Origin of the sequence: Neolewinella aurantiaca (genome assembly GCF_008014675.1) — a bacterium.
GTDB lineage: Bacteria > Bacteroidota > Bacteroidia > Chitinophagales > Saprospiraceae > Neolewinella > Neolewinella aurantiaca.
The window spans coordinates 164,317-178,170 of the sequence record NZ_VOXD01000006.1; the positions used below are offsets into that span (position 1 = coordinate 164,317).

General features: G+C 52.8%; 9 protein-coding genes and 1 tRNA gene. 3 read left to right on the top strand and 7 right to left on the bottom strand.

From position 1 onward, the window contains the following. Nucleotides 1-428: 428 nt before the first annotated feature. Nucleotides 429-1,079, top strand: a complete 651-nt coding sequence (locus FUA23_RS05920; RefSeq protein WP_147929802.1) for a beta/alpha barrel domain-containing protein — start codon at nt 429-431, stop codon at nt 1,077-1,079. A 51-nt stretch (nt 1,080-1,130) separates the two neighbouring features. Here FUA23_RS05920 and fdhD read toward each other — a convergent pair whose 3' ends face one another. The 6 genes from fdhD to FUA23_RS05950 form a co-directional block, all read right to left on the bottom strand. Beyond that, the gene (gene fdhD, locus FUA23_RS05925) at nt 1,131-1,937 is read right to left on the bottom strand and encodes a formate dehydrogenase accessory sulfurtransferase FdhD (RefSeq protein ID WP_147929803.1); all 807 of its coding nucleotides are present in this window, start codon (nt 1,935-1,937) and stop codon (nt 1,131-1,133) included. Between the two features lie 100 nt (nt 1,938-2,037). Further along, the gene (locus FUA23_RS05930) at nt 2,038-3,756 is read right to left on the bottom strand and encodes a GMC oxidoreductase (RefSeq protein WP_147929804.1); all 1,719 of its coding nucleotides are present in this window, start codon (nt 3,754-3,756) and stop codon (nt 2,038-2,040) included. Between the two features lie 95 nt (nt 3,757-3,851). Then, nucleotides 3,852-4,490 (bottom strand): gluconate 2-dehydrogenase subunit 3 family protein, encoded by a 639-nt coding sequence (locus FUA23_RS05935; protein ID WP_147929805.1) that lies wholly within the window; start codon nt 4,488-4,490, stop codon nt 3,852-3,854. Nucleotides 4,491-4,581: 91 nt separating this feature from the next. Beyond that, on the bottom strand, nt 4,582-6,309 hold the full coding sequence (locus FUA23_RS05940; RefSeq protein ID WP_147929806.1) for a GMC oxidoreductase: 1,728 nt from the start codon (nt 6,307-6,309) through the stop codon (nt 4,582-4,584). A gap of 141 nt (nt 6,310-6,450) precedes the next feature. Beyond that, nucleotides 6,451-7,542, bottom strand: coding sequence for a quinone-dependent dihydroorotate dehydrogenase (locus tag FUA23_RS05945; RefSeq protein WP_147929807.1), 1,092 nt, complete (start codon nt 7,540-7,542; stop codon nt 6,451-6,453). Between the two features lie 201 nt (nt 7,543-7,743). Then, a complete protein-coding gene (locus FUA23_RS05950) occupies nt 7,744-10,599 on the bottom strand; it encodes a T9SS type A sorting domain-containing protein (RefSeq protein ID WP_147929808.1) in 2,856 nt (951 codons plus the stop codon). A gap of 610 nt (nt 10,600-11,209) precedes the next feature. On the opposite strand from FUA23_RS05950, the gene FUA23_RS05955 reads away from it, so the two are divergent. Next, the gene (locus tag FUA23_RS05955; RefSeq protein WP_147929809.1) at nt 11,210-11,788 is read left to right on the top strand and encodes a hypothetical protein; all 579 of its coding nucleotides are present in this window, start codon (nt 11,210-11,212) and stop codon (nt 11,786-11,788) included. 211 nt (nt 11,789-11,999) lie between these two features. On the opposite strand, the gene FUA23_RS05960 is transcribed toward FUA23_RS05955, so the two are convergent. Next, nucleotides 12,000-12,071, bottom strand: a tRNA-Gln gene (locus tag FUA23_RS05960). Between the two features lie 455 nt (nt 12,072-12,526). Between FUA23_RS05960 and FUA23_RS05965 the strand changes: the two genes are divergently transcribed. Continuing rightward, a complete protein-coding gene (locus tag FUA23_RS05965; protein ID WP_147929810.1) occupies nt 12,527-13,840 on the top strand; it encodes a sensor histidine kinase in 1,314 nt (437 codons plus the stop codon). Nucleotides 13,841-13,854 lie beyond the last annotated feature (14 nt).

The following is a 13,854-nucleotide window of genomic DNA, read 5'->3' on the forward strand; positions in this document are numbered from 1 at the left end:
TATGTCAGTAATGAGTGGAAAGAGAGACCCGAAAAATGTGGAAATGTGGATAACTGCACCTTTTGGCGCGACCGCGGGTGCTATGGTGTGGATAAAGGCACGGTTGTCAACGTTTTTCCCCAAACAGGGCGTGGAAAACGCTCTTTGCTAAAGTGCTGATAAATAGCAGGCTTACGGATGAAGATAAAACAGGGTGTGGATAACGTTTTTGCAGATGTAGCGTCGCCAACGCTGCCCCACAGCAGCCTGAAGGGCTGCCGAACGGAGGAGGACGTTGCCAGGCACCAGTAAATAGACCGGCTTCAGCCGGTGGCTTGGGAAATGAAAATGCCACGCCAATTGGAGCTTTGACTACGGCCCTGTTGGTTCAATTCAAGGGCGTTTTAACCGCCCGGAAATAGAATTACCTTTGTCGAAAATTTCAGACCATGTTAGCGACCAAAGTTTTGGCATCCGGCATTACTCACCTTACCGACGCTCGTTACTTCGCCGCCTGGGAAGTAGACTACCTGGCATTCCCCCTGGGAGATGGAGTAGCCGAGGCCATCAGCCTGGAATACCTCAACGCTCTCCGCGAATGGGTGGAAGGACCGGAAATCGTAGCAGAAATAGGCCTCGTTGACAGCGCTGATACCTGGGTAGAGACACTAAGCACCAATAACATCAAAACGGTGCTGCTGCACGAAGACTCTCCCAACGGAGTAGCGGAAAGCCTGAAGGACAAAGGTATTTCAGTTATCCGCCAGCTTACCATCGATCAGTTCCGTAAAGGGGATGATATAGAGGAGATGATCGCTGGGCACCCGGCTACGGATCTTTTCATCCTCAGTTTCGAAGAGTGGGTTACTTATAAGGACGTAGCCGAAGGCGCAATTTTTGGCGTCGAAGCCCTCAACCGGATTTTGGCCGCTCACCAGTGTTTACTCCAACTGAATCTGGGCGACGAAAACCCGAAGGCCATCAAAAACCTGCACCCGGTTGCGGGCTTCGCAGTGCGCGGCAGCAGCGAGGAAAAAGTTGGTTATAAAAGCTTTGATGACCTGGACGATCTCTTCGAAGGACTAGAGGTCTTTGAGTAAGCAGCCCTCCTCGCTCTCAGGCACCGTTTTCATAAACAGATGCTCGGCGGTTTAGAGACCACTGAATCGTTCCTCACCGCAATAGCAATTGAAGCCCCGCTCGGAGGTGAAGCCACAAACGGTGAGCCCGAGTTCTTCGCCCAGCGAGACGGCGAGGCTGGATGGGGCTCCCACCGCTGCAACCAACCCGATGCCAGCCATAGCGGCTTTCTGGATAAGCTCGAAGCTGGCCCGGCCGCTCAACAAAAGAATGTTTTCGTCCAGGGGCAACAGGTCCTGACCAAAATAATGCCCGACGAGTTTGTCGAGGGCATTGTGGCGGCCTACGTCTTCGGCAAAATGCAGGAGTTTACCCGCCGGATCGAACAATCCCGCAGCGTGAATTCCCCCGGTCTGGCTGAAGAGCTCCTGCGCCGCCCTGAGTTTGGCTGGCAAAGACTGAATGATTTCCGGCGCTATTGGCCTGGCACCGGAAACGGTGTCACCGTAGGGAACAGCAGCGTAGACCTGCTCCAGCGAAGTCTTGCCGCACACACCACAACTGCTACTGGTATAAGAGTGGCGTTCGAGGCGTTTCCAGTCTACGGTGGCTTCCGGAGGAAGGCTCACCGTTACCACATTGCTCTTACTAACCTTTGCCTGCACCCGCGTGCCCGCCTCCAAAATACCTTCGCTGAAAAGGAAACCCAGAGCGAGGTCGACATCCCGGCCCGGCGTGCGCATAGTAATGGCTACTGATCGTTTGCCGATCCGGATATCGAGAGGCTCTTCGACGGCGAGTACGTCTTCCACGTGGGTTCCTTTCCCGGAGCGGAAGCGGTAAATACTACGAAAATGCAAGCCGGAGTTCGGAGACATAGTCTTTTGCCGGCAAGGTAAAGACTATGTCTCCGAACTCCGGCTTAAAATATGCTCTAAGGTGAGAACATCCGAAAGGAGATACGGGGGAAACGTTGAGTTAAATCACGCCGTCCCGCTTCATCTCTTTGGCGAGGTAGTCTACCGCCCGCGCGGTAAAGGCCATGTAGGTAATGGATGGGTTCTGCGTTCCCGCACTGGTCATGAACGAGCCGTCGGTAACGAAAACATTAGGCACGGCGTGTACCTGATTCCATTTGTTGAGGACGCTAGTCCGCGGATCACGGCCCATGCGGGCGGTGCCCATTTCGTGGATGGCAGCGCCGGGCGCCGTGGGGTTATTGTGTACCTGTACGTTTTCGCAACCCGCAGCGAGTAGCATTTCTTCCAGGCAGTTTACGCCGTCAAGACGAAGTTTTCGTTCGTTTTCTTTCAGGCCCGCATCGAATACCAGCTTCGGGATGCCGTACTGATCGGTATCTGTTTCGTGGAAGTAAAATCTGTTCTCGTGGTACGGCAACAATTCACCGAAGCAGGTTGCGCCTACCCACCATTCGTCTGAAGGGGAGGTGATGGCCTCTTTGAAACCCGGCCCCAGCGGAGCGTTGGTGTTCATATTGCGCCTTGCTGCACCCTGGTAACCAAATCCGCGGATGTAATCGTCGCGTTTAGTCGCTTCGTCGATGTTGCGGAAGCGGGGGATATAGAAGCCGCCGTTTGGCTTGCGGCCGCTGTAGTATTTGTCTTTTTTGCCGGTGTAAACACCAGAGCCTCCCATGCCGTAATGATGGTCCATAATATTATGGCCCAATTCACCGCTGTCATTACCCAAACCATCCGGGAAGCGCTCGGATTTCGAATTCATCAGGATGGCTGTTGAGCCGATGGTACTTGCGTTCAGGAAAATGATCTTGGCGAAATATTCCCGTGTTTCTTTGGTCTCGGAATCAATGACGCGTACACCGGTGGCGCGTTGGGTTTTGTCGTCGTAGATAACGGAGTGGACAATGCTGTTGGCCATCAGGGTGAGGTTACCCGTGTCGTTGGCAACGGGAATGGTCGCCGAGAGTGAGCTGAAGTAGCCACCAAAGGGGCAACCTCGCCAACAACGGTCGCGTGCCTGGCACTGTCCGCGTGTACCGTGGTGAAGCTCCGGAATGTATTTTGTGAGGTTGGCTGTCCGGCCCGGTGTGATACGGCGGACGGGCCACTTGGATTCGACGGACTGCTTGAAGTGGTCTTCCACGCAGTTCAGATCGAAGGGGGGCAGGAATTCACCGTCGGGCAGGTGAGCCAGCCCTTCTTTTTTTCCCTGTACCCCAACGAATTTTTCGGCGTAGGTATACCAGGGCTCAATGTCTTTATAACGAACGGGCCAGTCTACGGCAACACCGTCCTTCATGTTTGCTTCAAAGTCGAGATCGCTCCAGCGGTAGCAGTGTCTGCCCCACATAATGGAGCGGCCACCGACGTGCTCGCCCCGGATCCAGTCGAAGCGCTGGTCTTCGTCGTAGTCGCGCTCGTCGTCTTTTACGATCCAGTGCTTATTGTCTTGCTTTACCCACCAGTTCAGTCGGTTTTGCTTGTAGTAGTGGGCCGCGATTTCTTCGCGGGGTACTGCACCCTGAAATTCAAGATCCCAGGAGTCGAGGTTGGCGGTGGGGTATTCTCCGTGCTTCACCATGCGTCCGCGTTCGAGCATGAGTGTTTTGTAGCCCTTTTTACAAAGTTCCATTGCAGCGTAGCCGCCGCTAATCCCGGAACCTACAACGATTGCGTCGTAGGTTACTTCGTCTTTTCCCTGAGTGTTGAAATTCATAGTCAGATCGTCAATTAAATAAGAAAACGGATTTTGAAATCGCCAGGCAGACAGTCAGTTCGAACCGACTGACTGCCTGCCTGACAGTTTGATTTCTACAAAGCCCAGGCTTTTCCGCCCGTCAGCTCCTGCAAATTTCCACAGGCAATGTACTCTCCGGGAACCGGGTCGTAAGCGAGCATTGTCGTCGCTACTTCCTCTGTTTGGAAGTACATGCCGATGATAGCAGACTTCAGATTGAAGTAAGCTGACTTAGCCGTTGCTTCGGCTTCTTCAACCATCTTCTCCTGAGGTACGTCCTCGCCGGACATGGTGGTTTTTACCTTTCCGGTTTTGTAGTGGAGGTCCTGGTCCTGCAGGTAGATAAGGGCTTTGTCCGCATCCAGTTTCCCAAAGCCTCCGGGGTTGTCGGCATCCATTTTACTCATCAGAGCCTGAAGACCTTTGCGGTTCTTTTCGGCATCTTCTTTGCTGTAAACTTCTCCGACGACCTTATCGATCATCTGCGGAACACCTACTTCAACAGCACCGGGAGTGTCTGTTTTTGGAAGCATCGTATCGGCAAACTTGGTTATATACTCGTATTCAGCTTCGCTGAAAAAGCCGGGCTTATAGTCCGGAGCCATCATTTCAGCATCGGGTTTACAACCGGTGAGTAGCACTGAAGCCAGCGGTGCACTGATGGCAAATCCGGTGGCATAAGCAGTGTAGCGTAATATTTCTCTTCTGTTCATCTTGTTGGTATTTTGGTGTTTTGGCTTGTTGGCATTTTGGAGCGCTGCCGGGAGCAGTGCGCCAAAATGCCAATAGACCAAAATACTGATATTAGAGGTTCATTTTTTTGAGTTCCTTCACGGCGTGATCCGCTGCGCGAGCAGTGAATGCCATGTAGGTAAGCGATGGGTTTACACAAGCGGCAGAAGCCATGAATGCTCCGTCGGTCATGTAAACATTGGGCGCAGCCCAGAGACGGTTGTGCTTGTCTACTACCGAGTTGCGCTTGCTGGACCCCATACGTGCCATGCCCATTTCGTGGATGCCGAGCCCCGGGAAGCTGTGAGCGTCGTACGTGCTCACATCCTTGAAGCCGGCGGCTTCCAGCATTTCTGCGGCATCGTTCATCATGCGGTCCTTCATCGCGTAGGCGTTGGAGGTCCATTTTGCGTTGAACGACATTGTTGGCAGACCGTCTTTATCCGTTACGTCACGGTTGATGGTCATACGGTTGTTGGTGTCGGGAAGGGCTTCGGCGAATGCCGTCATACCCACCTGCCACGGTCCGGGAGCAACAAGTGCCTCCTTCATTGCGGGGCCTACCTTCACGTTCATTTCCCGTACGGCACGCATCCAGTTGGTCCGGCTGCCGCCGCCCTGGTAACCCCAGCCACGAACGAAGTCTTTGCTGGCACTCTGCTTATCGCCGAGGTTTTGGTAACGTGGAATGTAAATACCGTTGGGCTTGCGGCCTTTGTAGTACTGGTCTCCGTACTCGTCGAGTTTGCCGGAGGCACCAACGCGGAAGTGGTGATCCATGATGTTTCCGCCCAGCTCTCCACTCACGTCGAGCGTCATTTCTTCTTCGTGCTCCGTATTCATTACGATGAAGCTGGAAGGAATAGCCGAAGCACACAGGAAAACAACTTTGGCGTAAAACTCGTGGTCTTCGCCCGTTTCTGTATCCCGAACCCGAACTCCTTTTGCTTTGCCGGCTTCCTTATCCATAATAAGGCTGTAGACAGAACTGTTGGGGCGCAGCGTAACGTTGCCGGTAGCCTGAGCAACCGGGATGGTTGAACTGACACTGCTGAAGTAGCCGCCGTAAGGACAACCACGAATACACCGGTTGCGGTACTGACACGCACCGCGGGTTCCTTTATGGACCGCAGGGTCGTAAGCTGTGAGGTGAGCCACCCGGCCCGCAGTAATGGTCCGGCCCATTTTATCCATAACTCCTTTGCGCAGGTGGTCTTCTGCACAGTTAAGGGGCATCATCGGCAAAAACTTGCCGTCGGGGAGTTGAGGCAAACCGAGGAGTTCGCCGCTGATGCCGGCGAAGGTTTCTACGTAGTCGTACCAGGGAGCAATTTCGTCGTAGTTGACGGGCCAGGGGGTACCGTGGCCATCGCGGGCGTTGGCCTCGAAGTCCATCTGGCTCCAGCGGTAAGAGTGACGGCCCCACATGATGGAACGACCGCCTACGTGGTAACCGCGCATCCAGTCGAAGCGGGCTTTTTCGTCGTCGTAAGGGTGCTCATCGTCTTTTACGAACCAGTGCTTATTGGGCTCACGGATCGTGTAGCCCGTGCGGCTTTGCTTAGGGTAATGCTTATCGATTACTTCCTGGGGAACCCGTCCGCCAGGATAGTCGAAGTCCCAATCGTCGAGGTTGGCAGTGGGATAATCGCCGTGTTTTACCATTCGCCCTTTTTCGAGGACAAGGGTTTTGAGCCCTTTGGTCGCCAGTTCCATGGCGGCCCAGCCGCCACTAATACCGGTTCCGACCACAATGGCGTCGTAGGTAACTTCATCGTCACCCTGAGAGTTAAACTTCATACTTTTCGGATCTAATCAAGAAATGAATCTTTCCTTGCGCATAGGCAAGAGAATCCGCAAAATACAAATAAAGTTGGGGCAGCAAAGGCTTGTTGCCGACTTTATAGAGGTTTAGTTACGGCTGGCGAAAACTTCTTCTCCTCATGATTTTTGTAAAAGGGATTCCTTGATGTCGCGAACAAGTCCCGGACCAGCGTAGACCAAGCCGGAGTAAACCTGGATCAGCCTGGCGCCGGCGGCTAGTTTTTCCTGGGCGGAGACGGGGTCATCGATGCCGCCTACCCCAATAATATCCAGTGTTTTACCGCTGTTTTCGTAGAGGTAACGAATCACTTCCGTAGAACGGGCGCGAACGGGCGCACCACTGAGTCCGCCGTTACCGATCGCAGCGACCTCGTCGGAATCGGTGATTAATGGTTTTCGGGCAATGGTCGTATTTGTTGCGATGATGCCGGCAATACCGGTGTCTTGTACGATGCCCAGAATGTCGTCGAGCTGGCCTTCGGTGAGGTCCGGAGCAATCTTCAGCAGGATCGGTTTTTCGGCCCACAGCTCACCTGGTACTCCGAGCGGGGCGCCAATCATGCTGACCGAAGGCCTGGAAAGTTTCACGTTCAGGTCCTGTAGTGTAGCGAGCAGGGCCGTGAGGGGTTCTTTGTCTTGTAGTGCCCGCAGGTTTGGGGTGTTGGGCGAGCTTACGTTGACCACAAAATAATCGACCAGAGGGAAGAGGCGCTCGAAGCATTTTACGTAATCGCTCACCGCATCTTCGTTGGGTGTTGCTTTGTTTTTACCGATGTTTCCGCCCAGTACTGTTTTCCCGGGGCGACCTTGTTTCAACAATCTTTGCACCAGCGCTTCGACGCCCTCATTATTGAAACCCATCCGATTGATGAGGGCACGATCTTGCGGAAGCCGGAAGAGGCGCGGCCGCGGGTTGCCGGGTTGGGGTAAAGGGGTAACGGTACCTAGCTCCAGAAATCCGAATCCAAGGGACGCCATGTCTTTGTAGTACTTGCCGTCTTTGTCGAAGCCAGCTGCGAGGCCAACGGGGTTGGGGAACGGAAGCCCGAACACGGTGCGCTCGAGCGCTTTGTCTTCAAAATCATAAACAGACCGGAAGGCATGACTGATGCCCGGGACGGCCAACGTTGCGGCCAGGCCGGAGACAGTGATGTGATGGGCCCGCTCAGGAGCCATCTGGAAGAGAAGGGGTTTCAGAAGTTGGTACATGGGGTAAAGATATTGATCGGCGATTATAAGGCGGGTACACCAATAGCTATTGCTGCTAAAAAAGCTTATTTGAAGGAGCGACGCCGGAGCCGCCAACAAAAAAAGGGCGGAAGCCAACCAACATCTTCGCGAAAAGAATGCTGGTCGGTTTCCGCCCTAATGGTGAAAACTCAGGTCAGAGACCTTGCGTCTTCTTAAAACCTACTGCTTAACAATCTGCTTGCTGTAGATCTTGCCACCTACTACTACCTGGAGGTTGTAAACACCGGCAGGTACGTTGGTGAAGTCAACACGGTTGTTGCTACCGCTGAAACGGTTAGCCTTCAGGATGCGACCAGTCTGGTCAGCAACCACGAGGGTGAACTGCTCAATGGTAGTTTCGTCGTTGCGAACGTTGAGGATGTCCTGAGTTGGGTTCGGGAAGAACGTGATGTCAAGACCGCTGTTCTCAATCGGCTCAGCGGTAGAAACTGCACCCTGATCGGCTTCGTAGGCGCCGATGTCAGGGAAATCACCACGTGGGTTACCACGTACGTCGGTGTCAGGAACAAGGGCGTTAGTTACACCACCGTTGATGAGTGGGTTGTCGGAGAGTGGGTCAGTAATCACCAGGTCAGCGTTGGGGCCTTCACCTGCGTCATCTTCGATGTCAACAAAAACATCAGTTGCTTCAACGTCTTCGTTGACGATATCGCTGGCGTTGAGCTCGAAGTCGGGAGATATCTCAGCGTTGTAGAAGTTACCACCGAGTGATTCAACGAACACGTCGCCAACAGCAACGAAACCAAATTCTGCGTTGTCAGCACCAGGCTCGATCTCGATGCTTGGTCTTTCGGTGTTGCCGATGAAAGCGTTGTTCAGGAGAACAATCTTCATAGAGTTAGAATCAGTGTCGTTGATGTCTCCGGGCTGGAAAAGAGCGAGGTCGTCACCAAAACCTTCGTCTTCAATGTAGCTGTTGATGGCGAAAGTGTTGTGGATGAAGTTTGCGTCGAGAACGAAAGAACCGTTTTCACGGACGTTGTCGTTGTTGTCGCCGTCCAGAGATGGGCCGTTACCGTTGAAGATGATGGCACCACCACTCTTACCTGCGTCGGGGTCGCTACCGGTAGCGAGGTTGTTAACAAATACGCTGTTGGAGATGTCCATTACTGAACCCTGAGTCGCGATTGCACCACCCTGTGTACCAGCCACAGAGTTGAAGAAGCGTGAGCTGTTGATTGTACCAGCGAAAACTTCAGGAGTTACGGTGATCACACCGTCGGTAGTGTCGCGGCTGAATTCGTCAACGATAACGTTGATTGCGCCACCTTCACCACCTGCGGTGTTGTCGATGAAGTCAGAGTTGTCGACGTTGAAGCCGAAAGAACCGAGGGCCAGGATAGCGCCACCAGTTGTTCCGTCAGCAGCAGCGTTGCTGCTGAAAGTAGAGTTGGTAACAACGAAAGGCATCTCAGAAAGCTCGTTGCCAAGCGCGTAGATGGCAGCACCACCGGAACGGATGTTGTCACCGTTCTGGGTAACTGTGTTGCCGATGAACTCAGAGCTGTCTACGCTGAAACCGGTAGATCCCGGATCCATGTAGATCGCAACACCAGCACCCTGGAAAGCATCGGTAGAGTTTCCGTTGTCTTCGAAAGTAGTGTTGACGATATCCATGCCAACAGCACCACGGGAGATGATGGTACCGAAGCCAGCCACGTTTTCTGAGAACTCAGAATCAGTAATGGTGAAGTGGTTGATGCCCTGGAGGTAAGCTACAGCACCCTGTCCACCATTAGAAACGTTGCCGTTCATGGTAGAGTTAATGATGGTTCCTTCTACGTCGGCAGTACCGAAAACGAGAAGACAGATCGCACCACCGGCACCAGAATCCTGGTTGTCGCTTACGGTTGTGTTTTCGAAGTTGAAGAGGTAAGAACGACCATCAGCAGGCTGAAGGTAGAAAGCACCACCGATAGTACCACCGCGGTTGTCGGTGAAAGTACTTCCAACGAGGTTGGCGTTGGCGTTGAAAGAAGTGATTGCGGCACCACGCTGGAGAGCGAAGTTGTTGGTGAAGGTACAGTTCTCGAAAACGTAGTCATCGAGGCCCATTGTTTCACCATCTACCGGAGCAGCATCGGCGGTTTGAGAGATCTGTACTGCACCGCCAAGGTCAGCCGTGAGGCCGTCGAAAGTGGAGTTAGATACAGTGAAACGATCACAGTCAGCAGCACGGATGCCAGCGCCACGGCTGGCTGGGGTGCTCAGGCTGGAGAAGCTACAGTTGTCGATGGTTACACCCACCGCAAAGTTTGCGCTGATGAAACCAGAAGCCTGCTCTTCGCCGTCTGCGCCAATGAAGTTGGAGTTGGAAACGGTGATGTCGTTCACGGAGTTCATGTAGAACTGGTGGCTGGTACTGGAAGTGTTGCCCGTAAGGGTAATGTCATCGAAAGTAGAGCCATCAGTGGTAGGGAAGATCAGCGCGAGTGCAGAACCGAAGTTAGCACGGTTGGCGGTGAACGTCAGGCGGCTGGCAGCAAGACGAGCGTAAGAACGAAGGCCACCACCTGAGTAGTCAAGCAGTGAGCCGTCAGCAGGGATGTCTTCAGCAAGACCGCCGTTGGCGATCGTGAATCCGTCGAGGGTAACGGTGTAAGCCGAAACGTCGTTGGTGTCCTGGATGAACAGAACGCGGTTGTTGTCGAGAAAAGCGAGACTGTCGTAAGAACCAGCAATGTCGTTGCCCATTACGTCTCCGCTAAGGATGGTAAGGTTGGTGGTGGGGTCTGCCGCAGATGCTTCGGTTTCGGTTCCGTTGAAACCACCGAGTACGGTCATTTCCTTGTCGATGAAAAAAGACGCAGATTCAGGGGTAGTGTAAGTACCATCAGCGATCCAGACGGATGAGCCTGAGGTGGCGGCCAGTAGAGCCTCGTTTAGATCAGTGTAAGCATCGGCCCAGGAAGAACCGTCGCCTGTGCCGGTAGCATCAGCATCCACGTAAATAACCTGCGCGCTGAGGCCCAGGGTGAACATGGATAGTAGGGTGAAAAGTAAGAATTGCTTCATGAATGTCTTGGTTTTATACAGAATTGATTGAAGAGGAACGGTTGCCACAGAGCGATCTGGCAGCAACGCGCGGGTTGTACGTTGAAAATGCACACTTGTTCAGTAATAAAGACAAAAAGTGGTGTAGAATAGCCTTTTTATAATTGTCCGAATAGAAGGTCAGTGTACCGTGTTAAAACAGGGTAAGGAGGACAGCAAAGATATAAAATTACCTTAAAGCGGAGTGTGGCGAAATTTCTTCGTAAATGGGAAGTGTCGGCTTGCCGCCAGTTAAAGTTTGTGGCCGGGCAATTCAGGTCGAGAGAAACAAGGTGGAAAGAAAAGAGCCGAGGGTATCTTTTTCGGCCCTTTTTACTGCGCAGTTTGTTTAACTTCGTCGTATCACAATGATTCAGGTACTTCGTGCTCGCAGTGTAGCTTATGCATAAAATTGCTGCGCGTACCTGAGAGAGCTGGTTCGTGCCGGCGGCAAACTCGTGATGGTAGTAAGTCGGAGCGGATGTGCGCTAAAAGAATACTGTTTGTTGTGGTCTGAGTGCAGTGGCCTACACCATCCGGGCTATGTAAACAAGATTTACAAACTGATCCTGTCATCTAAAAAATACAAAACATGAATAAATTATTATGGTCTCCTGTCGTAGCATGCTTTGGCGTCCTGCTGGCTTTTTTCTCCTGCTCTGCCGATCAGGCCCCGGCCACGGACTCTGCTGAAACCGATATGATCGACGCGCCTGCTATTAGTGTATCGCTGAAGGGAAGTAAGGAAACGCTGTTTTCTATAGGGTTGAAGGACAACAAACCTGTGATAGCTGATGACGATAAATCGGAAATCCTCCGGTACGCCAACCTGAAGGCCGGTACGAAAGCAAACGAAATCTTTAAAACGGTGGTAGACCGCAACGGGGCAGGGGTAGTGAAGAACATTATCTTTTACCTGAAAAACACCACCGAGGACGTTAACAGCCCCTTTGCGATCGTGGTGAAGCCGCAAGACGATACTTCGGCGAAAGAAGGTGCCGGGGAGAAGTTGAGTATCGTCTTCAACCACGCTTGTACCGGAGGCGCCTGCGGTTTCATGAAAGACGAAAAAGGAAACATTACCGGTTGCAAGTGCGACGACGCACCATGGGAGACCAACGATTGCGCCGACGAGAACGAGCCGAAATGCAACCACTTTGTCTCTACCTGATCTGAACAGACTACCGGCGATAGTGACTTGCCGGTAGTTGGAGCAACTGCAAATTACTGCTACTACAACGATGGGCTGATCGAAGGGGCATTCGCCGCGGTCAGCCCATCGTGATTAGGAGAGGGCATTCTACTTAGGCGAGCGTTAGGGATAAACAGTTTCGTCCCCAAAACAAAAAAGCTCCTCCACCGAAGTGAAGGAGCTGTTTCTGTAGACCCACAAGGACTCGAACCTTGAACGACAGAACCAAAATCTGATGTGTTGCCAATTACACCATGGGTCTATGCTATTGGAGACTAAGTCTCTAAGCGGCCGCAAATATACTGCCGTTGTTTCCCTTGCGCAAGTAGTAAGGCGATATTTTTTTAGTTAGTAGCTATATTCCGGGCGTTTAGGGGGCTGACGCCCCCGGAATTGTTGGCTTAAGCAGGAAAGCGGGGCGAGTCGGGCCAGCAGATTAAGGACTGAAAATCAGGACGAAACGCGGACGCCGGTTGCGCTGGGGTGGGGGAGATGGAGTGCGGGTATCAGTTTGAGTACATTTTTCCCGGAGGCTTTGCCTCACAACCCACTTTTGCACCTGCGTTTGCGCCCTTAAAGCATCTGTTCGTAACTTGTAGGTAGTTACCGGGGCGGTTGGGAGAACTACAACTCCCACGGTTAATGCCTTGTTAATGGAGCCAACGAGCATAAGAACGCGGGGTTTTACTTCCTTCTTACTCCTTTATTCTTCACCTCATGCAGCAGTACACAGTCAATCGGGTCATCTTTCTGGGCGTTGTGGCCATCATCGGCATCGTCGGGATGCAAACCTATTGGGTTGCAACCACCTGGAACCTGAACGATACGGAATTCCGGCAAAAAGCGCAGTTGGCGCTGTACGGCGTTGCACGTCAGCTGGCCGCAGCGAACAACTCGGACCTGCCGAGTCAGGACATCGTCCGGCAGCGCAGCAGCAATTATTTTCTCGTTAACATTGAGTCCGAAATCCAATCAGTGCGGCTGGAAGAGCTGATGCAAAAAGAATTGGTGAGCCTGGGGCTCGACGTCCCTTTTGAATACTCCATTTTCGATTGTGGGAGCAATTGCATGGTTTACGGCGCCCGCTGCGAGCCCACGACCGAACCGGCATCCGGCGAGGCCTCCAGTGCCAGCACATTCCCCATCGATGAGGACCTGCTCTATTATTTTAGTGTGAAGTTTCCCGAACGGACCGGTTACCTGTGGGAGAAAATGCAGGTGGTTTTCTTCTTTACGGCCGTACTGTTACTTACTGTTACCTTCTTCATCTTCTCGATGATCGTGATTCTGCGTCAGCGCCGCCTGGCCGGAATGCAAAAGGATTTCATCGATAACATGACCCACGAGTTTAAGACGCCGCTGTCAACCATTCGTATTGCTGCCGGGGTATTTCAGCGAGACGAGCGCATCTCGGCCGATGCCCGGTTGAGCCGCTACGCCACCCTGATTTACGAACAGTACGAACGCCTGAACAACCAGGTGGAAAAAGTACTGCAAATCAGCCGCATCGAAAAGGGAAATTTCGAAATCGAAAAAGAGCAGGTCGACCTCAAAGAGCTCCTGCCTCCGTTGCTGAGCGGCATCACGCTAAGAGCCGGAGAGCGTGGCGGCAAACTGATCTCCCACCTGCCCGAAGGGTCTCTGATGGTAGACGCAGACCCCGTTCACCTGTCTAACATCCTTCATAATTTGCTCGATAATGCGGTGAAGTACGGTGGGGATAATCCGCAGATCACCATCGGTGGACGCCGCAAAAACGGCCAGCTGCACTTGTATGTAGCCGACAAAGGCCCCGGCATCAGCAAAGAACACCAGGATCGGCTTTTCGAGAAATTCTACCGCGTCCCCACCGGAGACGTCCACGATGTTAAAGGGTTTGGTCTTGGCTTGTTTTATGTTTTCCAGATTTGTAAAGCCCACGGTTGGACGATACGGGTGGAAAGCGAGGAAGGCAAAGGGGCCACTTTCCATATACAAATGCCACTCCTGGCCGTAAAAAAACAAACAGTAGCCGTGGATGCGGTGATGTAGCGCGAATAGATACC